Origin of the sequence: Streptomyces sp. DH41 (assembly GCF_029813785.1) — a bacterium.
Classification (GTDB): domain Bacteria; phylum Actinomycetota; class Actinomycetes; order Streptomycetales; family Streptomycetaceae; genus Streptomyces.
The window spans coordinates 350,886-376,245 of record NZ_JARVKY010000002.1; the positions used below are offsets into that span (position 1 = coordinate 350,886).

Consider the following 25,360-nt stretch of genomic DNA (forward strand, 5'->3'; position numbering starts at 1 on the left):
TCCGCCGGCTGGTCGTGCCGGGTGTCACGTTCTTCACGATCTCCACCTCCCCTGCGCTCAGTTGGGACCTCGACCTGTTGGGAGCACCAGGCAAAGACTGTCCCACACTGGGTTGCAAGTGCGAAAGGTATTGCGTGAAAGTAGACCAACCAGGCGGTAGCTCAACGGATGTTGACGTCACTGCTTCGTGTGCAGTCGCACTCTGGTCGTTTACGACCGCCCCCTTCCCCGACCGTGCGTTCGACATGCCGTTCTCCTCCCCTACTCGCCCGTGATCGTTCCGAAGTCCGTCCCCGAGCCCAGGATCAGGCCGGCGCCGAGGAGGATCATCGTGGCCGGGACCATGAAGGTGGTGATCATCATCGTGGCCTTGGGGACCGCGCGAGCGGCCTTGCGGCGGGCGTTCTGGGCGTCCGTGCGGCGCATGTCCTTGGCCAGGGAGACCAGGGTGTCGACGATGGGGGCGCCCAGTTCCTCACCCTGCTGGAGTGCCGTCACGAACATCGCCACCTGCTCGGAGTCGTTGCGCCGGCGCAGCTCCGCGAACGCCTCGCGGCGGCTCACGCCGAGGTCCATCTGGCGGAGGGTGATGCGGAGTTCGTCGGCCCAGGGCCCCTCGTAGCGGATGGCCACGCGGTCCAGGGCCTGGCGGAAGCCGAGGCCCGCGCTGACCACGACCGCCAGGACGTCCAGGAAGTCGGGCAGCGTGCGCTCGATGACGTCCTTGCGGATGCGGATCGCCGACCAGATGCCGACCTCCGTCCAGAAGGCGCCGAAGGCGAGGAGGAGCAGGGCCACGACGAACTGGTCGCGCAGGAGGAAGACCAGGAAGCCGACCACACCCAGGAAGCCGTAGACCGCGCGGCGGGCGGCGTAGCGGTCGATGGTCAGGCCGCCGGGGTTGCCGGCCAGGTCGATCCTGCGGCGGTACTTGGCCACCAGGGCGGGGCCCATGAGGCGCAGCACGGCGGGGGCGTAGCGCATGCCCATGCGGTCGATGAGGGAGTAGACGGCTCCGGTGCGGGTGGCGCCGACCTCCAGGGCGAGGGCGAGGTCGCCGGGGAGTTTGGCGTCCGCCCGGTACATGCGGATGCCGGCGAAGGCGCCCCAGACGCTCAGGCCCATGAGCAGTGCGAGGAGGAATCCCAGTCCCATTTCGGTTCTCCCCTCAGACGTCGATGCGGGACAGGCGGCGGATGAGGACGAAGCCGACGGCGTAGAGCGCGAACGCGATGATCACAGCGGTCTGGCCGGCCGGGGAGCCTGTCATGCGTTCCAGTGCGCCGTCCTTCACCCCGTTCATGAGGAACAACGAGCCGACGCCCAGTACGGGGACGGCGTACGACGTCATGCTGACCTGGGAGAGCTGGGTGCGGACCTCGCGCCGGGTCTCCTTGCGCTCCTCCAGCGTCTCCGTGAGGTTGCGCAGGGCGCCGACCACCTGGCCGCCCGCGCGGTTGGAGAGGACGAGGGTGGTGACCAGGACGACCAGTTCGCGGGAGGGGAGGCGGTCGGCGAGTTCGCCGAGGGCGTCGTCCATCGAGGCGCCGACGGCCAGTTGGTCGGCCACCTTGCCGAGTTCCTCGCCGGCCGGGGCTTCCAGCTCCTCCGCCGCCATGCCGATGGCGGTGCGCAGGGCGAGGCCGGCCTGGGTGGCGTTGGCGATGATGCGGGCGAGTTCGGGGAGCTGGTTGATGAACTTCTCGATGCGTTGCTGGCGTTGCCAGTTGAGGAACTGGACCGCCACCCCGATACCCAGCAGGCCGGCGATCGGACCGAAGAAGGGGGCCAGGACGGCCTGGCCGATCAGCCACAGGCCCGCGACCGTGGCGAGCATGTAGGCGAAGAACTCGCCGGGCGTGACGTCCAGACCGGTGGCCGCCAGGCGCAGTTCCAGCTTCCGGCCGAGCTTCGTACGGCGCAGGCGGCGGTCCAGGGTGCGGAAGCGGCGCCGGCGGCCGGCGGGAGGGATCCGGCCGGCGGCGGAGAGTCGGTCGACCAGGGCCGCGCGCTGGGCCTTGCCGGCGGCGTAGGAGTGCAGGCCCATGACCGCCAGGGCGCAGGTCAGCAGCGTGATGCCGGTGGTGAGCGTGACGAGCGTTTCCAGTTCCATCGGGCGGTTCCTACCTGGTTTCCATCGGTTCGGTTCCTATCTGGCTTCCATCGGTTCGGTTCCTATCCGGCTTCCATCGGTCGGGTCACCTGGCTTCTCGGGTGGCGAGCTGGTCTGCGGTGTGGGCCACGCCGAAGGCCTGTGGGATGGGCTGGCTCGCCATGTAGAGGCGCTCGGCGGTGCGGCGCGGGAGGGGGTAGTACTCGAAGGCGCCGTAGACGCGGCCGTCGGCGGCCATCGGCTGGGCGTTGAAGCGGGCGACCGTGGCCAGGCGGTACGGCTCGCCGCCGTGGCTGGCCAGCAGCGCGATCTCGGTGATGCGGCGGGCGCCGTCGGCGAAGCGGGTCAGCTGGACGAGGACGTCGACGGAGCTGTTGATCTGGTCGTGCAGGGCGACGAAGGGGATTTCGACGTCCGACATGGAGGCCAGGGTCTGCAGGCGCATCAGCGCGTCTTCGGCGCTGTTGGCGTGGACGGTGGCGAGGGAGCCGTCGTGGCCGGTCGACATGGCCTGGAGCATGTCCAGGGACTCGCCGCCCCGGACCTCACCGACGACGATGCGGTCGGGGCGCATGCGGAGCGAGTTGCGGACCAGGTCCCGGATGGTGATCCGGCCCTGTCCCTCGACGTTGGGCGGGCGGGACTCCAGGCGGATGACGTGTGCCTGCTGGAGCTGGAGTTCCGCCGAGTCCTCGATGGTGATGATGCGTTCGGTCTCCGGGATCAGGCCGGAGAGCGAGTTGAGGAGGGTGGTCTTCCCGGTGCCGGTGGCGCCGGAGACGATGATGTTGAAGCGCGCCTGCACCAGGCCGGCCAGCAGGTACAGCATGTTCTCGTCGAGCGAGCCGAGGCCGATCAGCTCGTGGAGGGTGAAGGAGCGCGGGAAGCGGCGGATGGTGAGGGTGGGGCCGGTCAGTGACAGCGGGGGGATGATGACGTTGACGCGCTCGCCGGAGGGGAGGCGGGCGTCGACCATGGGGTTCGACTCGTCGACGCGGCGGTTGACCGTCGAGACGATGCGTTCGATGGTCTGCATCAGCTGGTCGTTGGAGGCGAAACGGAGCGGGAGTTGTTCGACGCGGCCGCCGCGCTCGACGAAGATCGCGTCCGGGCCGTTGACCATGATCTCCGTGATGGACGCGTCCTCGAGCAGGGGTTCCAGGATGCCGAGGCCGAGGGCCTCGTCCACGACCCTGCGGATCAGCTGGGAGCGCTCGACCGTCGACAGCACCGGGCCCTCGCGGCTGATGATGTGTCCGAGGACCCGTTCGAGGCGGGCCCGGCGCTCGGCCATCGCCAGTGAGCTCATCTCGGCGAGGTCGATCTCCTCCAGGAGCTTGGCCCGGTAGGAGGCGACCAGGTGTCCGTCCTCGCCCCGGCCGGCGTGCTCCTCGGGGGAGTGGATGCGTGCGCGCAGGCTCATGCGTCCGGTGCTCCTTGCTCCTCGTTCACGCGGGCACTGATCGTCGCCCCGGCACTGATCGCCCGGTCACTGTTCGCCCGGTCACTGTTCGCCCGGCTGCTGTTCACCCGGTCACGGATCGCCCGGTCGCTGTTCACGCCGTCACTGTTCACGCCGTCACTCCTCCGCCGGGTGGTCCAGCGGCATGGTGGCCGTCCTGGTGGCGTCCCCGAAGTCCCAGCCGGGGACGATCGAGGGGATGGCGACGGTGGCGGTGACCGACACCTCGTCGCCGCCGTACGCCGGCGGGCAGTCGGTTCCGTCGGCCAGCCAGCCGCTGACCGCCGCCGCGCACGCGTCCTGCGCGCTCTCCTGGAGCGAGGCGCTGCGGGCCCCGGCGCGCGCCGCGGTGCCGGCCTGCTGGGCGGTGTACGCGATCAGGCCGAGTTGTACGGCGGCCATGCCGACGATGATCAGGATCGGCAGGAAACCGAGGTACTCGATGGCCACCTGGCCGCGGTCCCTCGCCCGGCCGCGCAAGGAGTACGGCATCTCAGTCGTCCTCCTCCTCGACGGCCCCCGCGTGCCCGTGCACGGTGAACGGGAAGCTGACCGTGCCCGGGAAGAGGATGGGCACCTCGATGCGCACGTCGGCGGTGACATAGCCGCCCCCGGTGCCGCAGGCCACCTCGGCGCCCCCCTCCCACGCGCCGGGCAGCTTGTCCCGGCCCGCCTCCTGGCAGGCTCCCTGCCGTGCCCCCCGGTCGGCGGCCGTCGCCGCCCGTACCGCCTCGTCCGCAGCATTACCCGCGAGCGTGTACGTGTATCCCACGAGTACGAGCTGCCACAGCACCACCAGCGTCGCGATGATCACCGGGGTCATGCCGAGGAACTCGATGGTGACCTGGCCGGCGTCCCGGCGGTACCGCTGCCGCCGCTCCGTGGCCCACCCCCGTAAGGCACTCATCCGGCACCGTCCTTCCGGCGCCGGAGGCTCACCGACCCCCGGTCGCCGCGGAACCGGTCACCGCGTCCTCGTTCACCGCGTCCTCGTTCACCGCGTCCCCGGCCACCCCTCCGGTCGCCCTCGGGCGCCTTGACCAGGCCCAGTTCGCCCGCGAGGGCCCACAAGGCCTGCTTCACCGTGCTCCTGCTGTCCAGGTCGTGGACGCGTCCGGCGTCCACCGCGCCCTGGAGCTCCTTGAAGTTGGCGGGGACGGCAGTGCCGGCGATCGCCGTGCCGGTGATCTTCTGGATGAGCGCGGGCTGGATCTCCGTACTCCGCGTGTGCCGGTTGACGACCACGGTCGTCTCCTCCGCCTTGCGGATCTGCAGCCGGTCCCACATGCGCACCGCCCGTTTGGCGCCCCGCACCGCGACCACGTCCGGGGTGGTGACCAGCAGCGCCGTGTCCGCCATCTCCACGGCCGCCGCGCCCGCCCCGCCGAGCTGGGCGCCGCAGTCGAGGACGACGACCTCGTAGCGGGAGCGCAGGGCGCTGACGATCTGGCGGGTGGCGCGGTCGGTGACCTCCTCGCCGCGTTCGCCCTCGCCGGGGGCGAGCAGCAGGGCGAGGCCGGTGTCGTGGCGGAAGACGGCGTCGGCCAGGACGCGCGGGGAGATGTCCGTGATGGTGGCGAGGTCGACGACGGAGCGGCGGAACTGGACGTCCAGGTAGGAGGCGACGTCGCCGGCCTGGAGGTCCATGTCGACCAGTGCCGTGGGCCGTCCCGACGCCTGGGCGGCGAGGGCCAGCTGGATCGCGGTCAGGGAGGTCCCCACCCCGCCCTTCGCGCCGCTGACCGTGACGACGGTGCCGCCGGCTCCGGTGAACACCTCCACGCTGCTGCCGAGGTGCCGTCGTACGCCCACCGACCACTGGGCCACCGCCTGGACGCGGCTGGCGAGTTCCTCGTAGCCGAGCGGCAGGGCGACCAGGCCCCGGGCGCCGTAGTCCATGGCGGCCTGGAAGAGGCCGGGGCCGGGGTCGGAGGTGACGAGGATGACGCCGACGGCAGGGAAGCGGAGGGCGACCTCGCGGATCAGTTCCAGGGCGGGGACGGGTCCGATGCGCTCGTGGACGACGACGACCTCGGGCAGTTCGTCGACGGACTCGGCGGCGAGGCGGGCGAGGGTGTCCACGAGCTGGGTGGAGTCGGTCACCGGGGCCACCGGTTCGGCGTCCGGGAGCTGGCTGAGCAGGGTCGTGATGGACCGTACGGCGTCCGGGTCGCCTACTGCCGGGAGGATCCTCGTGGGCATACGGGTCTCACTTGTCCTTCGCGAGTTCGTACGTCCGGTCCTTGTCCGGGACCGTGGTGTCGCTGCCGGGTGCCACCAGCGCGAGCCGGACCCGCTGGGCGAACGACTCGGCGTAGGTGATGCGCTGGGCGTCGATGGTGGACAGTGCGAAGGTGATGGGGACGGCGTCGGTGGGTTCCCGGTCGCGGCTGTTCTCGTCGGGCTTCAGCGGGGTGAGGTCTCCGACATCGATGACCTTGGCGTTGGTCACGATGATCTTGGATTGGGCGGGGTCGCCCTCACGCTCGCCCTCGAAGGTGGCGTACACGTTGACCGTGGAGCCCGGCGTGATCTTGCCGGCGACGCCGGTCGCCGCGTCGATCATGATGGCGACCTCCTGCTGCCCGGGCTGCAGGGCGGGCTGGTCGACGATCATGTCGCTCTGCAGCAACGAGCCCTTCTTCAGCGTCGTCACCGCGATCTTGCCGCGGACCTGGCCGAGGTCGGTGACGGCGTTCTCCGACAGCCAGCGCTCGGGCATCTCGATCTTCTCGAACTGCTCCGCGCCGAGGGCCGTGTAGGGCTCCACGTTCGTCTTGAGCCGGTACGCGGTGACCTCGGGCCCGACCTTCGACTTCACGTCGTTGACGACGGACAGCACGCCGGCGAACGCGCCGAGGGCGCAGAGGACGGACAGGATCAGCAGGATGATGCCTCGGCGCTGACGGGAGTTCATGAACCGTGCAACCTCATTGGGGAATCGGTCGAACCGGATCGGATGACGGGCGGGCGGGACGGACGGACGACGGCGCGACGCGCGGCGGGGGCGGGGCGGGCGCGGGGCGGGCCTACCCGGTGAGGGCTCGTCTCTCACGGCGGTGGCCGAGAGCGGCGGCGCGGCGGGCGCCGTCGCGGCGGGCGGACTCGCCGTCCGCGCCGTGCGCGGCCGGTGTCGCGTCGTAGGCCGGTGGCGTGGCGGAGCAGAACACGCAGCGGTCGCCGATGACGTCGATGCCGCACCAGTGGCAGGTACTCCGCCGCACGGAGGTGACCAGCTGGTAGAGGACCGACAGGTCGGGCAGGTAGGCGCAGAACTCGGTCAGGCGTCCGGTCCCCCACCAGCCGGGGGACTCCGCGGGCAGGGGCGTCTCGCGCAGTCCCTGTACCTTCCAGGACGGGGCGAGGGTGCCGGTGACCCAGTCGGACGGGAGCTGGCCCTTGGCGACCAGCAGGCTGGTGCCGAACTCGGGCCCGTCGAGGGCGGCTTCGGGTCCGATCCTCACCAGCTGCGGCACGGGATGGGTCACGACGCCGAACTGACTGCCCGGCATCCAGGACCTGGCGTGCGACTTCAGGCCCACGGGGACGTGGTCGAGCCGGGCGACGGAGCCGAGCAGCGCGCCGGTGTGGATGTAGTGGGTGAGCAGCCGGCCGGCCGAGGCGAGGACGCCGGGGCTGAGGTCGCAGGACGCCAACTGCCGTAATTGGCGGGCCAGCACGGCGAGTCCGAGCGGTGGCAGGGGCGGCCGGAACAGGGCGATCCGGTCGGTCTCCAGGAGGGCGCGGACGGTGTGCAGCCGGCGTTCCACACGCTCCGGGAGGGCCTGCGAGCACACGACGATCACATGCCCGTGCTGGTCGACCAGCGCGTGCAGCTCGGCCAGCACGTGTTCCAGGGGACGTCGGTCGACGTCCTGGAGCACGATCGCGGGCAGCGTCCGTTCGTCCTGCGGCGGCAGTGCCATGTCGGCACCGGTCACGGCGATGGCAGTTGGCACACGCGGCTCCCCGTCTCCCCATGCCCGCCGGTGCACCGGTGTTACTCCGGCCCACCCGGACGACTTCACTGCGTGACTACGTGAGCACTGTATCCACGCCTCTGTGACCGGAGAACAGCCTTTCTGTAGCTCTGGAACAACTTGTGTTGCACAAGGTGCGTCAAAACGGGGCAGGTTGAACATTCGCCGGGCGAGGGCCGGCCTGGGTACGGCCGGTTCCCGGCCCTACAGGTAGTCGGCGCAGTGCTCCAGCGGCGGCGGGCCGGGGGTGCTGCGGTTCTTCTGGATGCCCTTCAGGTACTCGTCGTAGAGGCTTCTGTAGACCGACTTCCCGTCAGCGGACTCCTCCATGATCTCGGAAAGGGCGCGGCACACATCCCTCTTGAGGAGCCGGTTGCTCTCACCCTCGGACTTCTTGACGCCGATGCCCCACCCTCGCCTGTCGAGATCGAGCAGGAGTGTCTTCCAGGCGGGGTTCTCACTCACGTAGCCGTTGGCGATGGCGTCGTCCGTGGCCACAGCGTCCATGGTGTTCCTCGAGTCCTTGAGGTACTCGATGCACTTCTCGAAGGTGTCGGGGGGGTTCTTCTTCGGAGTGAGTCCGTACTTCTTCAGGACTTCGCCGTACACGGAGTCCCGGGTGGTGCAGACCACGGAGTTCTCCGAGTCCTGCAGTTCGTCGAGGGAGCCGTACCGTGTGTTCTTCACCAGCAGCGCCGCGAACGGGCGGTAGTACGGGCCGAGGAGTTCCACCCCCTCCTCCCTGCTCCGTTCCTCGTCGATGGTGTACGTGGCGACGACGATGTCCACCACGTCGCCGACCAGGTGGTCGGACCGGTCGGCGGTCGTCACCCGGACGAACTCGACGTTCCGCTCCTCGTACCCCATGAGGTCGGCGATCTTCACCGCGAGGGCGGGCTCGAACCCGACGAAGTCGTCGCCCGTCTCGACGCCCAGTCCGGGCTGATCGCCCTTGACACCGACGACGAGTGTGCCGTCCTTGTCCGTGTCCTTGTACGTCTTCTCCGTCCCCGGCTTGCCCGAGACGGGCTCGTCCCGCTCCCCGGAGCCGTCCTGCTGCCCCCAGACGAACCAGGCACCGGCGGCGAGCAGGGCCGCGCAGAGCCCGGCGACCGGAATCCTCCACCGGACCGGACGCCCGCGGCCGGCCGGCTCGGGAGGAGGCCCGCCGATCGGCGCCGGGCCGGGTGGGGAATCCGGTGGCACCGGCTCCGCGGGGGGCCTCGGGCCCGGCTGCGTGTCGAGGGCGAGGGATTCCAAGGTGACGGCGGACAGCAACTGCTCCGCCTCGGCGGCGTCCGGGCGCCGTGCCGGGTCCTTGCACAGCAGCGCGTCGACGAGCACGGCGAGCGGCCCGGCGTACCTCATGGGCGGTACCGGTGCCTCCCGCACGGCGATGAGCACTTCGAGGTCGGTCAGCCCCTCGAAGGGGCGTCGGCCCTCCACCATCTCGTAGAGCGTGACGCCGAGGGCCCACAGGTCCGACGCGGCGGTCGCGGTGCGTGGCTGGTCCCGGGCACCGCTGAGCAGTTCGGGCGCGAGGTACTGCGCCGTGCCGATGATCTCGCGCGTCCGGGTGACCTGCACGGCCCCCTCGAACGTGGCGATCCCGAAGTCCATGAGGAGGGCCCGTCCGTCGGGCCGGAACAGGATGTTGTGGGGTTTCACGTCGCGGTGGACCACACCGGCCCGGTGCACGGCGGTGAGCCCGTGCAGCACCTGGAGGCCGATGCGCGCCGCGTGCGGCACCGCGAGCTGCCGCTGGTCCTTCAGCAGGTCGGCCAGCGAGCGCGAGTTGAGCAGCTCCATCACGATCCAGACCTGGCCCCCCTCCTCGATCACATCGTGGACGGCGACCACGTTCTGGTGCTCGATCCTGGCGATGGCCTGCGCCTCACGGCGTGCCCGGCTCACCCACTGCGCGTGCGTGACGGGGGTCTCGTCGGGGTGCCGGAGCCCCTTCACGGCCACCTTCCGGTCGAGGCGGGTGTCGAGAGCCTCGTAGACCACTCCCATCCCGCCCCGGCCCAGTACCTTGTCCAGCCGGTAGCGGTGGGCGATCAGCATGCCCGATCCGTACTCCGAGCCGCCCCCCGCGCTGCCGTCGCTGTGCATCCGTCCCCCCTGCGCCTGATTACCGGGAGCAACGATAGGTGCTGCGTGCACGGTCAGCAGGGCCATCCGTGAATTCGCGGGCTCCCTCTCCCTGTTGGTCCCTGCCGACCTCTTGACACCCTCAATTGGTCTGGACCACCTTGTACGTCAACGCCCCCACTCCCCCTCCGGAGGCCCCCATGGAGCCCGTACACAGACGTATCGGCAGACGGACGAAGTTCTGGGCGGGAGCCGTCACCGCCGCGCTCGCCCTCTCGGTCACGGCCGTCGGCCAGGCGTCCGCCGCGGACGTCAACAACGCGAAGAACGCCGGCTTCGAGGCCGGCCTGAGCAACTGGACCTGCTCCGCCGGCAGCGGTACGACCGTCTCCTCCCCCACGCACGCCGGCTCCGCCGCGCTGAAGGCGACGCCGAACGGGCAGGACAACGCCCGGTGCGCCCAGACGGTCAAGGTGAAGCCCGGATCGACGTACACGCTCAGCGCCTGGGTCCAGGGCGGGTACTCCTACCTGGGCGTGACGGGCACGGGCACGACGGACGTGTCGACCTGGACCCCTGGCTCCACCTCGTGGAAGCAGCTGTCGACGACGTTCACGACGGGTTCCTCGACGAGCTCGGTGACGGTCTACACGCACGGCTGGTATGGCCAGTCGGCCTACTACGCCGATGACCTGTCCGTCTTCGGCCCGGACGGCGGGGGCGGTGACGACGGCGGACCCGAACCCACGGTCCCGTCCGTCCCCGCCGGTCTGAACGTCTCCGGTACGACCTCCTCCTCGGCGTCGCTGACCTGGGACACGGTGTCGGGCGCCACCGGCTACAACATCTACCGCGACGGTACGAAGGTGACGGCGGTGACCGGCACGTCGGCGACCGTGACCGGCCTCGCGGCCGCGACGTCGTACTCCTTCCAGGTCACGGCGACGAACGCGGCCGGCGAGTCCGCCAAGTCGGCGGCCGTTTCGGCCCGGACGGCGGACGGCGGCGACGGCGGGGGCGGCGGCGACCTGCCCAAGCACGCCGTGACCGGCTACTGGCAGAACTTCGACAACGGGGCGGCGGTCCAGAAGATCTCGGACGTCTCCGCCCAGTACGACATCATCGCCGTGTCCTTCGCGGACGCGACGAGCACGCCCGGCGCCGTCACCTTCAACCTCGACACGGCCGGCCTGGACGGCTACACGGTCGACCAGTTCAAGGCGGACATCCGCGCCAAGCAGGCGGCCGGGAAGAAGGTCATCATCTCGATCGGCGGCGAGAAGGGCACCATCACGGTGAACGACTCCGCCTCGGCGACCAACTTCGCGAACTCCGTCCACGCGCTCATGGGCGAGTACGGCTTCGACGGCGTCGACATCGACCTGGAGAACGGTCTCAACGCGACCTACATGACGCAGGCCCTGCGCGCCCTGTCGGCGAAGGCGGGCCCGGACATGATCCTGACGATGGCCCCGCAGACCATCGACATGCAGTCGACGTCGGGTTCGTACTTCCGGACGGCGCTGAACGTGAAGGACATCCTCACGGTCGTCAACATGCAGTACTACAACAGCGGCACGATGCTCGGCTGCGACGGCAAGGTGTACGCGCAGGGCACGGTCGACTTCCTCACCGCCCTGGCCTGCATCCAGCTGGAGAACGGCCTCGACCCGTCCCAGGTCGGTCTGGGACTGCCGGCCTCCACCCGTGCGGCGGGCGGCGGCTACGTCTCCCCGTCCGTGGTCAACAACGCCCTGGACTGCCTGACCAAGGGCACGAACTGCGGCTCCTTCAAGCCGTCGAAGACGTACCCCGACCTGCGGGGCGCGATGACCTGGTCCACGAACTGGGACGCGACGGCGGGCAACGCCTGGTCGAACTCGGTGGGAGCGCACGTGCACGCGCTTCCGTAACTCCGGCCGGCCCGGCCGACTCGGCTGGTCAGCACGGCTGTTCCCCCTATCGCGACGGCGGCAGGGGGAACAGCCGCACGTGGCTCAGTCGCCCCTTCCCAGATGGTCGCTCGGCAGGAATCTCTGGCGCACCCAGAGGCTCACCAGGACCGTCCCACCGACCAGCAGCGGCACCGGGTCACGGGCAGTGGGAGACAGCACGTGTCCCAGCGCCATGACCGTGCAGACCGTCAAGGGAACGAAAGCCGCCGCGCCCTCCATCCCCCATCGCAGCGCCGGCCGGGCCATGTCCAGGACGCTCGCCCCGCCGGGCAACCACGGCCCGGTGGCGATCACCAGTAGCCCCACGGTCTTGCAAACGTCGACCATCTGACCGTCCGGCACCCCGGCTCCCTGCGGGCCGACGACCCACAGCTGCAGGGTGTCACCGACCAGCATGAGGGACAGTCCGACGATCCCCGCCCACAAGGTCGCTCTCCGGTCACTGCGTACGAGACGGCACAGGGCCAGCAGAAAGCTGAGGAACACCAGCTCGACGGCCCACAGGAACACCACCATCCCCTCCCCCGGCAGCCAGCCGCCACCGGTCCCGCTCAGCAGCACCCAGCCCGTCATGAACAGGGCCCCGGCCGCGACGACGCCGTCGAGTACACGCCGCAACAGCACGGGCCGTCCGGTACCCGCGTCGGCCGCGACCACCAGACCGGCCGTCCCCAGTCCGACCGCCAGTGCCGCTCCGACGATCACCACCGACTCCAGCAGCGACTGCTCGTCCCGTCCTGGGTCCGGTGGATGGGCCTTGAGCACATCGGCCACCACCCGGTACAGGCCGCCGGCCGCCGCCGCGCCCCCGAACAGCAGCAGCCGCGTCCGCACCCGTCCGCTCGTCCACCACGTGCGGAGCACCAGCGAGACCGCCACCGCGCAGCAACCGACGGACGGCCCGAGGGCCACCATCCGCACCACCGCGCTCCCCAACCCCGTCATCAGGCGCGCCTTTCGCCGGTTCCCGCCCGCAGGGCCCTTCTTCCGGTCCTGGGGTCCACCCACAGAACGTAGAAGATCCGCCACCTGTCTCGAATTGAACAAAGGGCCCATTCACCCGTACCGCGTACGAGAAGCGACCTCCGGGTGCCGCCGCGCTGACGCACACCGTCAAGTCGCCCCGTACGCCACCGCGCCCACCCTCGGCAGGGTCGCCCACATGCGTGTGCCGCCGCCCGGTTCCCTCGCCTCCCCGAATCCCCAGGTGCCGTCGCAGGCGCGGCAGACGCGGGCCAGGACGCGGAGGGCCGCGCGGCGGTGGGTGTCGCAGACGGCGGCCAGGTGAGGGCTGGTGTGGCGGGGGTGGCTGTCGTAGGCGATCACTCGGAGGGTGGAGAAGCGGTAGCGGAGGGTGAGGTAGTAGTTCTCGGACTCCGTGAACTGGCATGCCACAGCCGTCAGTTCGCCTACCGCTTGCAGAGCCGGGTCCAGCATGTCCGTCAGGCCGTGCGCCCTGAGCACTTCCCTCGTGGCCGACCGCGCCAGAGCCGGGCTGGACAGTGCGGCGGGGAGCGTGAAGCTGTAGGCCAGGGTTTCGGGAACGGGCGGCGTCGGGTCCGCCGGGTAGGTGGGAGCGGAGGGACAGCGAGTCGCGGGCATGGGGCTCCTTCGTCGGGTTCGTCGAGTTGCCGGGCGGTCGGTGGCTCCGTCGCGCGGGCAGACTCGCGCGATGCACTGCCGACCTCGCCGGGCGATCAGTACGTCACTGAATGTAGGTCCGCGAGTGGTTCAATTACCATCGTTCAGAGGTAATTCACCCGCGCGTGGTAGGCGGGGGTCGGACCACGGCAGACTTTGGCGACAACCAGAGGAAGGAAGGGCATGCCTCCGAGGACGACACCGACCGAGCGTCAGAGGCGTCTGGGCGCCGAGCTGCGGAGGATGCGTGTCGCAGCGGGTATAACGGCCGACCGGGCAGCCGGACTCCTCGGGCTGGACCGGGCCAAGATCTCCAACATCGAGACGGGTATCCGCACCATCAGCCCGGAGCGACTGCGCACTCTGGCCTGCAACTGCGACTGCTCCGACGAGGCCTACATCGATGCGCTCGTCAGTATGGCCCGGCCGGAAACCCGCGGGTGGTGGGAACGGTATCGGGGTTCGCTGTCCGCAGGACTGCTCGACATCGCCGAGTTCGAGGCGCAGACGACGCGCATGCGGACCATTCACATCGCGCACATTCCAGGGCTGCTGCAAACCAGCGACCACGCCCTCGAACTCTTCCGGGCCGTACTGCCACCGCTACCCGAGCACGAAACGGCACTGCGGCTGGCGTACCGCGTCGAACGGCAGAAGGTGCTGGAAGGAGACGACCCGCCCGAGTACGTCGCTGTCGTCCACGAAGCCGCCGTGCGCATGCAGTTCGGTGGGGCCGAGATCGCGAGGGCGCAGTTGGAGCATCTGATCTCGGTCTCCGAGCGGCCGACCGTGCGGCTGCTGGTCGTACCCTTCACCGCCGGGACCTTCCCGGGATCCGGGCAGATCTTCAACTACCTGGAGGGGCCGGTGCCTCGACTGGACACCGTCCAGATCGACAGCACCCACGGGCCGGAATTCCTGAGCGGGGAAGCACAGCTCGCGAAGTACCGTACGCATCTGGACTGGATGGAGCGCATCGCCCTGTCTCCACAGGCATCCCGCGACTTCATCCGGGACGTCGCCAACGGGCTGTGAGGAGACACATCATGGATGACATCACGTGGGAAGAGCCGTTCTGCGGGGAGGGAGCGAGCTGCTTCCGCCTCGGTACCGACACCACCGGCAACGCCTACATCGCCATAGCCGGTGAGGAGGACGCCCCCCTCACCGACAGCCGGGAGGCCCTGCGTCGCATGATCCTCGACATCAAGGCGGGCAAGGCCGACCACCTGCTGTGAAGTCCGTATGAAACATTTCCCGGGCCTCACCGCATCAATGAAGTGACGGCGGTGCACGACAGCGGTGAGCGCGGGGGAACACGTACATGAGGCAGGGACGGGCGGACGAGTACGCCGAGTTCGCGGCGGCGCGGGCCGGGCATCTGTACCGGTCCGCGTGTCTGCTCACCGCCGGGGACACGCATCTGGCGGAGGATCTCGTGCAGGAGACCTTCGGGCGGCTGTACGTGCGCTGGGGGCGGGTGTCCCGGGTGGGGAACCCCGCCGCGTACGCGCAGACCGTGCTCACCCGGGCCTTCCTCGCCCATCAGCGGCGGCGCAGCAGCCGTGAGCGGGCGACGGACGTGTTCCCCGACCTGCCGGGCGCCGGCGACGGGGACGCGCCGCTGCGGCTGACCCTGCTGGCCGCGCTCGCCCGGCTGCCCGCCAAGGACCGGGCCGTCATCGTCCTGCGGTACTGGGAGGACCGCTCGGTCGAGCAGACCGCCGACGTGCTGAACGTCAGCTCGGCGGCCGTACGGACACGGTGCTCCCGGGCGCTCGGCAAGCTGCGCGAGCTGCTGGGCGAGGACCTCGCGGAGTACGCCAGACCCTGACGCACCACCCGCCTCTCGTCGGACCCGCATACCTGCCTCGTCCCGCACACAGCACGCACAGCACGCAGCTCTCACGACTGTCACAGCTCTCACCAAGCCGAAAGGGTGGCTCGTCATGCCCGAAAACCAGCACCAGGATCCCTTCGAGGAACGGCTCACCGCCGCTCTGCGCGACACCGGCGGTGACTTCCGGGCCGACGGCACGGCCCTCGTCGCCGGTGGGCGGACCCGTGGGCGCCGGGCGCTGACGCGGCGCCGGGCCGGGGTGCTCGGCGGGGTGGCCGGGGTCGCCCTGGTCGGGGTGGGCGGGGCGATGCTGCTGCCCTCGGGGGACTCCTCGGGCCCCGACCGTTCCACCGTGGCCTCCGAGACGACCGCCCGCCCGCCCGCCTCGGCCGCCCCGTCCCCCGTCTCCGCGGACGCCCTTCTCCAGTCGCTCAAGGAACTGCTTCCCAAGGGGGAGTTCAGCCAGGAGGACGCCCGGGGCTCCGACGAGAAGCAGGGCCCGTACGCGTATGCCGTGTACGACGACGGGGAGGGCGCGGCCGCGCTCAGCATGGGCCTCGGCCGGGTCGAGCCCGGCAGCGACCAGGCCCGGCAGCTGACGGAGTGTCCGGACGAGACGTTCACCCCGCACGACGCGTGCGACTCCAGCCGGCTGCCCGACGGCTCGCTGCTCAGGCTCTTCCAGGGCTACGAGTATCCCGACCGGCGCGTCGACACCAAGCTCTGGTCCGCCGACCTCGTCACCAGCGAGGGGCAGCACATCTCCTTGAGCGAGTGGAACTCCCCCGCCCAGAAGGGCGCCCCGATCTCACGGGAGGACCCGCCGTTGTCCACCGCGCAGCTGAAGGAGGTCGTCACGGCAGACGTGTGGCGCCGGGTGGTGGACGCCATGCCGGTCGAGCCGGAGCCGTCCGGGTCCGCCACGCCGGAGTACGCGCCGCCGGAGGCCTCCGGCGAGGGCATCTCCGAGACCCTCACCGGGCTGCTCCCCGAGAACCTGGACGTGGTCAGGCAGGGCGGCCAGGACGGCGGGTTCAGCTACGTCGTCGTGGACGACGGCAGCGGTGGGAGTCTCGTCCAGGTCAACGTGCAGCACGGCATGGGCGACGTAGCGGGTCAGCTCTACGGCTCCGGCGAGACCCTCCCCGACGGCACCCGCGTCGCCGTACGGCAGGGGCCCGGCGACGACCGCGTCGCCGGGGTCCTCATGTGGACCGTCGACACCCTGCGGCCCGGCGACGACGGCTTCCGCGTGGTGATCAGCGCGTTCAACAACGACGCCGCGCATGCCCGGCCCACCCGCGAGAGCCCGGCGCTGAGCATCGACCAGCTGCGGGAGATCGCGCTCAGCCCGGAGTGGGAGAAGCTGCGGTAAGGGGTCGATCCCCCGGCCCGGTCCGCCGCCCGCTGTGGCGCGGCGGACCGATCCGGGGTGCGGGGCGGGCGGCGGCACCGAGGACGACGTGCCGGGCTCGCCCTGTTTGTCGGGCAGGGCCTAGCGGGTCACGGCCACCCCGCCGAAGGTCACCACCAGGCGTCCGTCCGCGGCGAAGGACCAGCGCAGGGCTCCGGCGTAGGAGGAACAGCGGGAACCGTTCGAGCCCGACCAGAACTGGTTCGAGCCGTCGGCGTCGCCGATGATCCGGTCGTTCGAACCGCTGTCGCACGAGGTGTTGTTCTGGAACACCGAGTCACCGTCGTCGAAGTTGAAGTTGCGCTGCTCGTTCCCGATGCTGATGTTGTCCGACACCCGCATCGTGCCGGGATTGCTGTTGTAGGTGAACCCGTGCTTGCCGTTCTGGTAGGCGATGCTGCGTCGGACGACGTGGTCGACCTCGATGTCCTCGCCGCCGAGTTTGTAGCCGTTGCGGTCGCCGTTGCCGGCCTGGGAGCCGTCGCTCAGGGTGCCGTTGTCGAGTGCGAGGGAGTCCTCGATGGTCACCGCACCGATCGCGCCGGTCTCGGACTTGGTGTAGAGGTCCCAGCCGTCGTCGATGTTGTTGTGGGCCACGGCATGGCGGAAGACGTTCCCGGGGCCGGAGGTGAGCTTCGCGGCGAACCCGTCGGCGTCCTCGCCGTCGGAGTCGGCGTTGTCGTGCGAGACCGCGCTCAGGATGAGGTTGTTCGAGGGCCACTCGGCCTTGGGCGTGCTGGAGAGCATCCGTGAGAGCTGCAGGCCGGTGTCGCGGTTGTAGCGGGTCACCGTGCGTTCGAAGATGTTGTCGCTGCCGCCGACGAAGATGCCGTTGTCGCCCGCACGCTCGACGACGACGCCCTTGACGTGCCAGTACGAGCCGTTCACCGCGAGGCCGCGGTTGGCCGAGTTCTCGCTCTGTGCCGAGAAGTTCAGCACCGGCGTCTCACCCGGGTAGGCGGCCAGTGTCTTGCGGGCGGACGAGCTGCCGTCGTTGCCCTGGGGGATGGTGACCGTCTGGGCGTGGCGGTAGGTGCCGCCGCGCAGGTAGATCGTGCCGCCGGGGGCGACGCGGGTGATCGCCGAGGTGAGTGTGGTGGGGTCGGACTCCGTGCCGGTGGCGCCGTCAGTGCCGCTCGGGGACACGTAGAGCGTGCCGGTGACGGGGGGCGTGGTGGAGCCGCCGTCCGTCTCCACCTCCACGTGGTCGAGGTTGGGCAGACCGGCCGACGTGGTCGGGGTGAGCCGGACCGTGTTGGCGCCCGCCCTCAGCGTCACCGTGAGCGTCCGGGTCGCCCAGGTGCTCCAGGTCCCGGTGCCGTCGAAGGGCGCGGAGGCCGCGGTCGAGCCGTTCACGAGTATGTTCGCGGGACGCGCCGTGCCGGTTCCGTTGGCATAGCGGATCCGCAGGGTGGCCGTGCCCGCCGCCGGGGCGTTCACGGTGAACTGGGCGTGTGCCCCGACCGCGTTGGTGCCGTTGCAGAAGCCGCTGCCCGAGTACCCGGCCCAATCGGAGTCGATCGTGCCCGTGCAGCTCGCGGGGGAGGATTCGGCCTCGTACCGTTCGGTGGCGGCCTGTGCGGGGTGGCCGGACAGGGTGACGAGCGTGCCGGCCAGCAGGCCGACGCAGGCGATGAGGGGTCTGCGTTGCATCGGTTGGTCTCCGATTCGTCGGTGGAGTCACGGAGGGGCCGCCGAGAGCCGGAGGGGAGCGGTCGGCCCACAGGAAAGGGAAAGCGCTTTCCTGCAAGCTAAAACCATGTTGCGGACACGTCAATGACTGTGTACATGATTGTCGTTCAGAATCTTGAACCCCGTGGGACCGGGCCTCCCCCGGTCCCACGGGCCGTCGTCCTCAGAAGAAGTCCGCCCACCGCTGGTCCCAGATCTCCTTCACGCACAGCACCAGGAACAGCAGGCCCGCGACCGTGAGCATGCCGTTGCTGAGCCAGCCGTTGCGCCACTCGGCCGGTGTGCGGGAGGAGTTGAGGAGCCAGACCAGGGTCAGGGCGAGGAAGGGCATGAAGGCCGCGCCCAGCACGCCGTAGATGATGACCAGGCGGAAGGGTTCGCCCTGGAAGAGCAGGATGACGGGCGGGAAGGTCAGCCAGAGCAGGTAGACGCGGAAGGGCCAGGAGCGTTCGTGCTCGCCGGTGGCGATCTCCTTGGCCCCGCCCGCCGTCCCGCCGGCGCCGTCCGCCCTCCTCTCGCGCAGCCGGGACACGAAGTCCGCGAACATCAGGCTCACTCCGTGCCACACGCCGATGAGCGAGGTGAAGGAGGTGGCGAAGAAGCCGATCAGGAAGAACTTGGCCGTCGCCGTGCCGTACTCGTCCTCCAGGATGTCGCCGAGCTGCACCAGGCCCTTGCCGCCGCCGGAGAGCGCGATGTCCGCGGCGTGCAGCAGCTCCGCACCGACGAAGAGCATGGCGACGACGAAGACGCCGGTCGTGATGTAGGCGACGCGGTTGTCCAGCCGCATCACCTTCATCCAGCCTGTGTTGGCCCAGCCCTTGGCGTTGACCCAGTAGCCGTAGGCGGCGAGTGTGATCGTGCCGCCCACGCCGCCGATCAGGCCGAGGGTGTTGAGGACGGAGTCCTCGCCGTCGGGGATGACCGGGAGAAGGCCGGCGAAGGCGTCGCCCAGGTTGGGGGCGACCCGGATCGCCAGGTAGACCGTCACCACGAACATGACGCCCACCAGGACCGTCATGACCTTCTCGAAGACGGCGTACTTGTTGAACCAGACGAAGACCAGGCCGACCACACCGCAGGCCACGCCCCACCATTCGAGGTCCATCACACCGGGGAACAGGGCCTGCAGGGGCAGGGCGCTGGACGACATGGCCGCAGCGCCGTAGGTGAAGCCCCAGATCACGACGTAGAACGCGAAGAACCACGTCGTCCAGCGGCCCAGGCTGGCCCAGCCGTCGAAGAGGGTGCGGCCGGTGGAGAGGTGCCAGCGGCCCGCCGCCTCGGCCAGGGAGATCTTGACCAGGCAGCCGAGGACCGCCGCCCACAGCAGGGTGTAGCCGAAGCTGCTGCCCGCGATCAGGGTGGCCACGAGGTCGCCGGCGCCGACCCCGGTCGCCGCGACGACGATGCCGGGGCCGATGTAGCGCCAGCTGGATTTGCGAGGTGCCGAGCCGGGGTCGTGTGGTGTCCCCGTGGCCTTTTCACTGGTGTTGCCCGTGGTGTCCGCCATGCGGGCCAAGAAAGCTCATGCCGGGCGACGGGACAAGGGGGCGTGCGGGGATCTTCACCCGAGGTACTCAGTACTGGGTCGCTGGCCTACTCCGTCCAGGCTGCTCATCGCGCGGTGGCCCACGCCTTCGAGATCGCGATGAGAGCCACTGCCTTCGCGGTCGAGACGGGGATGTCTTCGGCGATGCGTTCCGCGTGCTCGGGGTCGGCGGGTGCCAGCGCGGCCGCGAGATGCCCGAGGGCCCGTGCCCTGTCCTCATCGTCAGCGATTTTCTTCGCGGTCAGTCGGGCCCGGTTGGCGTAGGCCGGCCTGCGTTCGACGATTTTCATCCACAGGTAAACGATCGATTCGAACGTGAGACTCCAGTCCGTCTCGTTCTGGGACCGGCGACCGACGCGTTCGGCGTCGACGGCGTACAGCGCGGCGCGCTCCGGATCCTCCGCAACGAGGGTCTCTCCGGCCTTCAACAGGGATCTGGAGAGTCTTTCCAGCAGGTCGCTCTCGTCGTCAGGCAGGTCACGGGCCAGGCGCTCGGCCCGGCGGAGGGTGTTGTCCGCCTGGTCGGGACGCGTGCTCGTGCCCGTCTCTCCCAGCGCTTCGACCAGGGCGACGGCGACGGCGCGCAGTCCCGATGTCCGTTCTGAGGCGGGGAGGTCGTGGGCGCGTGACTCGGCGTCACGGAGGAGTTCCTCCGCGCGACGCGGGTCGGTGGCCGCCAGGTGCCTGCCGGCAAGGGCCAGCACCTCCACGGCCTCCCGAGACGTCGGCTTGTACTGCCAAGATTCTTTCTTGGTAGAGACCGAAACGACTCGCCAGGCCTCGACGGCGAGGTCGGCCGCCTGACGGGGATCGGACGGGGCCAGGTGTTTGCCGATGTCGGTCAGTGTCCTCGCGACGTCTAGTTCACCGAAGGGCCGCTCCCATGAGCGGAACCGGGGTAAGAGAGCTTGGGCCTCGCGGGCGAGCCCGAGCGCGCGACGGGGGTCCGTCCAGGCCAGGCACCTCGCGACGTGGGCCAACGTTCTGGCAAGGTCCTCCTGCAGGTCGTCCCGCATATGATCCGTGAGGCTGTCGACGGCTCGTTGCGTCCTCGACGTCAGATCGACGACACGGTCGGGAATGGTCGTGGCGGCCCAGCCGATGCGCGATAGCTCACCGATGAGGATGCGCAGCGCCGCCCCTCTCTTGCGGGGCCGGATCATCTGGATGGTCCGCTCGGCCTCCTCCAGCAGCTCGACGGCCTGATGGTGGTGCTTGGAGTCGGTCAGCTCCCTTGCGATCTCGACCAGCTTTGCGACCTTCCGCTGCGGGTCGGTGGTGGCGCCGGCCTCGCCGGCCCGGCGTGTGCCCTCGGGTGAGCGGCGCGCGGCCTCTTCGAACTTCTCACCCTTCCGGCGGTTTTCGTAAAAGCTCTCGGCCTCGTCCTTGAGCCGCTGACGCCACTCTGGGGCGTCCTTCAACAGTCGGGCATGCGTCAGACTCCGGAGCAGTGACGACCGCTCCCAGGTATCGGGTACGCCGTGGGCGGTGCCCTCTGCCTCCTCCAGGAGCCAGGTTGCCCGGTCACGGTCGATTGAACCGAGCTCGTCCGCGAGGTAGACCAGGGCCCGGGCCCGGGCGTCGGGATCCGTTTCGTCCTGGGCGGCCCTTTCGGCTTCGTCCACGAGGCGCCGTGCCCGTGACGGGTCGAGGGTGGCGAGGCAGACGGCGGCCCGCGCGAAGAGGAGAGCGCGCTGGGTGGGGTCCGTGGTGGTCTCGTGCGCGGCCTGGACGACCTCGTCGGCGAGTCGCCGGGCCTTGCCGGGGTCGACCGTTGCCGTCGCGTCGGCGAGTCCGGCCAGCAGTGACATCCGGCCGGAGACCTCCGGGATGGTGCGGGCGATGCGTTCGGCGGCGTCCCGTGCCGCGAGGTGGGCGGCCGGCGGGCCCGGCTCGGGACCCGGGTCGGCGGCGGCATCGGGACCGGGCGCGGCCGATCCGGGTTCGCCCCGGGTGTGGGGGGAACGGTTGAGGAACTGGATGTGGCGGGTGGCGCTGTTGTGCGCGAACTGCTGTGGTTCCGGGCTGTGGCGGGCGCGCATGCGGTCACGGACCCTGAGCCAGACACGCTCCAGGCTGATCAGGGGCCCGACTCCGGCGATCCCCGCGTCCAGCGTCGCGATCAGCTCACCCGTGAACTCGGGGTACGGCGCGCCGGGGCGAACGAAGGAACGGCTCTCCGCCGGTGCCGAGGTCAGGACGCAGTCGCCGTAGCGGTCCTCGTCCGAGGGGGGCGGCCACCCGGCGTCGCCGTCCGCCTCACCGCCGTTGGCGTCCCCGTGCACGGGTTCGTCGAGAGCGGTGGCCAACTCGTCGCGGGTCGGGGTGGCAGCGTGGGACATGCCGCCGGCGATGCCGCTGTAGCAGCAGTCCAGGACGGTGACGCGGTGTCTGGCCCGGTGGCCGGCGTGCCTGATCAGGTCACGGAGTTGGCGGTAGGGCAGGGTGCCGATCTGGGGGAAGTCGGGGTCGGCGTCGGCCAGCGCCAGATGGAGGCGTTCGCCCGGGTCACGCAGTCCGTGGCCGGCGAAGTACACCAACAAGGTGTCCTCGGTGGCGAGCGCGGCGTCTCTTACCGCCGTCAGGATGCGTTCCTGCGTGGTGCCGGAGACGAGGGTGGTGACGTGATCCTCGGAGAGCCCCCAGACCGAGGGGTCGCGCAGCAGCGCGGCGACGCGGTTCGCGCCGGACGCCGCGGCCGGCATGGCCGCCAGGTCGGCGTGCGTGTAGTCGCCGATTCCGACCACCACGGCCCGGCTGCGGCGCGGATCAGGTACGGGCACTCGGGTCCTCCTCGCCGGCGGCAGCGCCGTCGGGGGAGTCACCCGCCGCGTCCCCCGCGCCGAGAAGGCGGGCGATACGGGCTGCGTCCGCCGGGCCGCCGTCCTCGATCACGACGCGGACGCCGTTGTGCTCGACGACCAGCCGTGCGGCCGATCGTCGGCGAGGCGGCAGTGACGCGCGGAAGTTCAGGTGGGCGTAGACGAGACCGGCGGCGGAGAAACCGGAGCCGAGGGCCAGGCCGATCCACTCCAGGGCCTGGCCCGACATCCCGCCGTCGGCCGTTCCGGCGCGTTCGCGGGTCAACGTCACGTGGCGGCCCACGCTCCGGTCCTTGACCAGCCAGTCGGCGAAACGCCCGGTCAGGTCGGTGGCGTCGCCGCCCGGCCGTCCGTCACCCGGGTCGCCGTCTCCGATGCGAATCCGCACAGTCCCCCCAGAGTCCGACGGGCCGCCCCGTAAGTGGTGGCCCGCACGAGTGATCCGCCTCAACCGTATGCGACCGTAGTGGCGTTGCACGTGGGGTCCAAGTGCGCGGCGAGAGCGCTCGCCCCGCCGGGGCAGGGCGGGACCGGAGGCCCGCTGGGGGGACCGGCGATCCCGCCCCGTGCCGCGCTCAGCGACGCCTCACGGCACGGGCCCCGGTCTCACCCGGCGTCGGCCGGCTCTTTCTCCTCGTCCGCCTCGGGCTGCGCCTCGCCGTCCTCGAAGTACGCGTCCAGGACGTCGTCCAGGGCCGACTCCCACTCCGGGAAGCGGCTCCTGGAGGTGGCCTCGATCTCGATCGGGTACCAGCGGCGGTCGGGCGTGTGCACCGTGACCGTGAACCGCTTGCCGAAGCGTCCCGTCTCCGTCTCGACGGCCCCTACCTCGTCCCAGCGGAACTCGCAGTTCTGGTCGTCGAGGGCGAGCCGTACGCCCTTGTGGTCGGCGACGATCCTCGCGCGGCGGTCGGACGCCTCGAAGACGGGGCCGGCGGGGGCCTCCTCCTCGTCCGGTTCCGTGGCCGGCTCGGCGGACTCCTCGGCGGACGGCTCCCCGACGACGGCTTCCTCCGCGTCGCGGACGTCCCCGGCCTCGGTGTCCGTCTTCGCCTCCGTCTCCGGCTTCGCCGGTCTCACGTCCTCCGGTTCACCGGACACGGGCGAGCTGAGCCCGGGGATGAATGCCGGGTCGAATCCGGCGCCTTCCAGGGGCTGGCTGGTCGATCCTCTGCGCTGGTCCACAGCGGGCAGTATGGTCGACGAACCTGTGCCGGGCACAGCCAGCCCCAACTTCGTTATCAGACGCCTACACGAGACGCCTACACGAAGAGACTCAGCACCGCGGCGACCACGAACCCGGCCAGCGACAGCACGCTCTCCAGCACGGTCCACGTCTTCAGCGTGTCCCGTTCGCTGATGCCGAAGTACTTGGCGACCATCCAGAAGCCGCCGTCGTTGACGTGCGAGGCGAAGATCGAGCCCGCCGAGATGGCCATGATGACCAGCGCGACGAACGCCTGGGAGTGGTCGCCCTCGGCGAGCAGCGGTGCCACGATGCCCGCCGTCGTCACGATGGCCACCGTCGCCGAGCCCTGGGCGACCCGCAGCACCAGGGAGATCAGGTAGGAGAGGACGATCACCGGCAGGCCGACGTCGTTGAAGGTGTCGGAGAGGGCCTGGGCGACGCCGCTGGCGCTGAGGACGGCGCCGAAGACACCGCCCGCGCCGACCACCAGCAGGATGTTGCCGACCGGCTTCAGCGAGGCCGTCGAGACGGTCTCCAGCGACTTGCGGGACCAGCCGCGCCGGATGCCGAGCAGGTAGTAGGCGAGGAACAGGGCGATGGTCAGGGCGACGAACGGGTTGCCGAAGAACTCGATCACCGAGCGGAGGGTGGACTCGTCCAGGGCGATGGAGGAGAAGGTCGCGGCGAGGATGAGGATCAGCGGGGTGCCGATGATGCCGAGGACCGTGCCGAGCGCGACCGGGCTCTCGGTCGGGGCGACACCGGCCTTGCTCTGCTCGTCGATGACGGCCTGCCTGGCCTCCTCGGCGGCCTCGACCATGTCCTGCGGCACGGGCACGAAGATGCGGCGGCCGATCCAGGCGGAGAACGCCCAAGCGGCGAGCACGGCCGGGACGCCGCAGACGATGCCCATGAGGATCACCCAGCCGAGGTCCACCTTCAGCAGACCGGCGGCGGCCACCGGGCCGGGGTGCGGCGGCAGGAAGGCGTGGGTCATCGACAGGCCGGCGAGCAGCGGCAGGCAGTAGAGCAGGACCGACTTGCCGGAGCGCTTGGCGGCGGCGTAGACGATGGGCGCGAGGACGAAGATGCCCACGTCGAAGAAGACCGGGACGCCGAAGATCAGGCCGGTCAGGCCCATGGCGAGGGGCGCGCGCTTCTCGCCGAAGAGGCCCAGCAGCCGGGAGGCGAGTACCTGGGCTCCGCCGCTGACCTCGAGGATGGCGCCGAGCATGGTGCCCAGGCCGATGATGATGGCGACGTGGCCGAGGATGCCGCCCATGCCGGACTCGATGGTGGAGACGGCGTCGGACTTCTGGACGGTGCCGAAGAGTTCGGTGACCGACAGGCCGGCGAGCAGGCCGACGGCTATGGAGACGGCGAGCAGCGCGACGAACGGCTGGAGCCGGACCTTGATGATCAGGAAGAGCAGGAGCCCGATGCCGATCGCGGCGACGGTCAGCAGGCCCGCCGTGCCGTCGATCAGGTGGAGCAGGCCACCGGTGTGGGGCGGGGTCTGGGCCGGCGCGGAGGCGGCGAGCTGGAGGGATATAGGGGACATACGGGGGTCCTCTGGGTAAACACATAAAGCTTTCGGGCACGGCGG

The 25,360-nt window shown here is 70.3% G+C and carries 23 protein-coding genes; 5 read left to right on the plus strand and 18 right to left on the minus strand.

The features are described from left to right. Positions 1 to 261: 261 nt before the first annotated feature. From QC283_RS04790 to QC283_RS04835, 10 genes are all read right to left on the minus strand, one after another. Positions 262 to 1,155, minus strand: a complete 894-nt coding sequence (locus QC283_RS04790; protein ID WP_279560069.1) for a DUF5936 domain-containing protein — start codon at positions 1,153 to 1,155, stop codon at positions 262 to 264. 13 nt (positions 1,156 to 1,168) lie between these two features. Continuing rightward, positions 1,169 to 2,113, minus strand: coding sequence for a type II secretion system F family protein (locus QC283_RS04795; protein WP_279560070.1), 945 nt, complete (start codon positions 2,111 to 2,113; stop codon positions 1,169 to 1,171). 85 nt (positions 2,114 to 2,198) lie between these two features. Next, positions 2,199 to 3,536, minus strand: coding sequence for a CpaF family protein (locus tag QC283_RS04800; RefSeq protein ID WP_279560071.1), 1,338 nt, complete (start codon positions 3,534 to 3,536; stop codon positions 2,199 to 2,201). Then, entirely contained in the window at positions 3,533 to 3,688 is a 156-nt protein-coding gene (locus tag QC283_RS04805) for a hypothetical protein (protein WP_279560072.1), read from the minus strand. The genes QC283_RS04800 and QC283_RS04805 overlap by 4 nt, the downstream gene beginning before the upstream one ends. Before the next feature lie 4 nt (positions 3,689 to 3,692). Beyond that, positions 3,693 to 4,067, minus strand: coding sequence for a TadE/TadG family type IV pilus assembly protein (locus QC283_RS04810; protein WP_279560073.1), 375 nt, complete (start codon positions 4,065 to 4,067; stop codon positions 3,693 to 3,695). 1 nt (position 4,068) lies between these two features. Next, the gene (locus tag QC283_RS04815; protein WP_279560074.1) at positions 4,069 to 4,482 is read right to left on the minus strand and encodes a TadE/TadG family type IV pilus assembly protein; all 414 of its coding nucleotides are present in this window, start codon (positions 4,480 to 4,482) and stop codon (positions 4,069 to 4,071) included. Continuing rightward, entirely contained in the window at positions 4,479 to 5,777 is a 1,299-nt protein-coding gene (locus QC283_RS04820; protein WP_279560075.1) for an AAA family ATPase, read from the minus strand. The genes QC283_RS04815 and QC283_RS04820 overlap by 4 nt, the downstream gene beginning before the upstream one ends. Positions 5,778 to 5,784: 7 nt before the next feature. Continuing rightward, positions 5,785 to 6,492, minus strand: a complete 708-nt coding sequence (gene cpaB, locus QC283_RS04825) for a Flp pilus assembly protein CpaB (protein ID WP_279560076.1) — start codon at positions 6,490 to 6,492, stop codon at positions 5,785 to 5,787. A 112-nt stretch (positions 6,493 to 6,604) separates the two neighbouring features. Then, complete coding sequence (locus QC283_RS04830; RefSeq protein WP_279560391.1) at positions 6,605 to 7,501, minus strand: hypothetical protein; 897 nt, start codon at positions 7,499 to 7,501, stop codon at positions 6,605 to 6,607. Positions 7,502 to 7,759: 258 nt separating this feature from the next. Further along, positions 7,760 to 9,670, minus strand: coding sequence for a serine/threonine-protein kinase (locus QC283_RS04835; RefSeq protein WP_279560077.1), 1,911 nt, complete (start codon positions 9,668 to 9,670; stop codon positions 7,760 to 7,762). Positions 9,671 to 9,849: 179 nt separating this feature from the next. Here QC283_RS04835 and QC283_RS04840 point away from each other — a divergent pair, with 179 nt between their 5' ends. Beyond that, positions 9,850 to 11,562 carry a chitinase gene (locus tag QC283_RS04840; protein WP_279560078.1) on the plus strand — a complete coding sequence of 571 codons (1,713 nt, stop codon included), beginning with the start codon at positions 9,850 to 9,852 and terminating at the stop codon, positions 11,560 to 11,562. Positions 11,563 to 11,646: 84 nt separating this feature from the next. Here QC283_RS04840 and QC283_RS04845 read toward each other — a convergent pair whose 3' ends face one another. Further along, the gene (locus QC283_RS04845; RefSeq protein ID WP_279560079.1) at positions 11,647 to 12,549 is read right to left on the minus strand and encodes a hypothetical protein; all 903 of its coding nucleotides are present in this window, start codon (positions 12,547 to 12,549) and stop codon (positions 11,647 to 11,649) included. 168 nt (positions 12,550 to 12,717) lie between these two features. Further along, positions 12,718 to 13,206 (minus strand): ATP-binding protein, encoded by a 489-nt coding sequence (locus QC283_RS04850; RefSeq protein ID WP_279560080.1) that lies wholly within the window; start codon positions 13,204 to 13,206, stop codon positions 12,718 to 12,720. A gap of 222 nt (positions 13,207 to 13,428) precedes the next feature. On the opposite strand from QC283_RS04850, the gene QC283_RS04855 reads away from it, so the two are divergent. From QC283_RS04855 to QC283_RS04870, 4 genes are all read left to right on the plus strand, one after another. Next, positions 13,429 to 14,280 carry a helix-turn-helix domain-containing protein gene (locus QC283_RS04855; protein ID WP_279560081.1) on the plus strand — a complete coding sequence of 284 codons (852 nt, stop codon included), beginning with the start codon at positions 13,429 to 13,431 and terminating at the stop codon, positions 14,278 to 14,280. 11 nt (positions 14,281 to 14,291) lie between these two features. Continuing rightward, positions 14,292 to 14,483: a hypothetical protein gene (locus tag QC283_RS04860; RefSeq protein ID WP_279560082.1), complete on the plus strand. Its 192-nt coding sequence runs from the start codon at positions 14,292 to 14,294 to the stop codon at positions 14,481 to 14,483. 86 nt (positions 14,484 to 14,569) lie between these two features. Next, entirely contained in the window at positions 14,570 to 15,079 is a 510-nt protein-coding gene (locus tag QC283_RS04865) for a SigE family RNA polymerase sigma factor (RefSeq protein WP_279560083.1), read from the plus strand. 115 nt (positions 15,080 to 15,194) lie between these two features. Continuing rightward, positions 15,195 to 16,460: a hypothetical protein gene (locus tag QC283_RS04870; protein ID WP_279560084.1), complete on the plus strand. Its 1,266-nt coding sequence runs from the start codon at positions 15,195 to 15,197 to the stop codon at positions 16,458 to 16,460. Positions 16,461 to 16,580: 120 nt separating this feature from the next. On the opposite strand, the gene QC283_RS04875 is transcribed toward QC283_RS04870, so the two are convergent. From QC283_RS04875 to QC283_RS04900, 6 genes are all read right to left on the minus strand, one after another. After that, the gene (locus QC283_RS04875) at positions 16,581 to 18,152 is read right to left on the minus strand and encodes a carbohydrate-binding protein (RefSeq protein ID WP_279560085.1); all 1,572 of its coding nucleotides are present in this window, start codon (positions 18,150 to 18,152) and stop codon (positions 16,581 to 16,583) included. A gap of 202 nt (positions 18,153 to 18,354) precedes the next feature. Continuing rightward, positions 18,355 to 19,704: an Nramp family divalent metal transporter gene (locus QC283_RS04880; RefSeq protein WP_279560086.1), complete on the minus strand. Its 1,350-nt coding sequence runs from the start codon at positions 19,702 to 19,704 to the stop codon at positions 18,355 to 18,357. Positions 19,705 to 19,808: 104 nt separating this feature from the next. Beyond that, positions 19,809 to 22,526, minus strand: coding sequence for a caspase, EACC1-associated type (locus QC283_RS04885; RefSeq protein WP_279560087.1), 2,718 nt, complete (start codon positions 22,524 to 22,526; stop codon positions 19,809 to 19,811). Beyond that, positions 22,513 to 22,953 carry an effector-associated constant component EACC1 gene (locus QC283_RS04890; protein WP_279560088.1) on the minus strand — a complete coding sequence of 147 codons (441 nt, stop codon included), beginning with the start codon at positions 22,951 to 22,953 and terminating at the stop codon, positions 22,513 to 22,515. Before QC283_RS04890 ends, QC283_RS04885 begins: the two co-directional genes overlap by 14 nt. A 218-nt stretch (positions 22,954 to 23,171) precedes the next feature. Further along, positions 23,172 to 23,750 (minus strand): hypothetical protein, encoded by a 579-nt coding sequence (locus QC283_RS04895; RefSeq protein ID WP_279560089.1) that lies wholly within the window; start codon positions 23,748 to 23,750, stop codon positions 23,172 to 23,174. A 77-nt stretch (positions 23,751 to 23,827) separates the two neighbouring features. Further along, the gene (locus QC283_RS04900) at positions 23,828 to 25,315 is read right to left on the minus strand and encodes a GntP family permease (RefSeq protein ID WP_279560090.1); all 1,488 of its coding nucleotides are present in this window, start codon (positions 25,313 to 25,315) and stop codon (positions 23,828 to 23,830) included. Positions 25,316 to 25,360 lie beyond the last annotated feature (45 nt).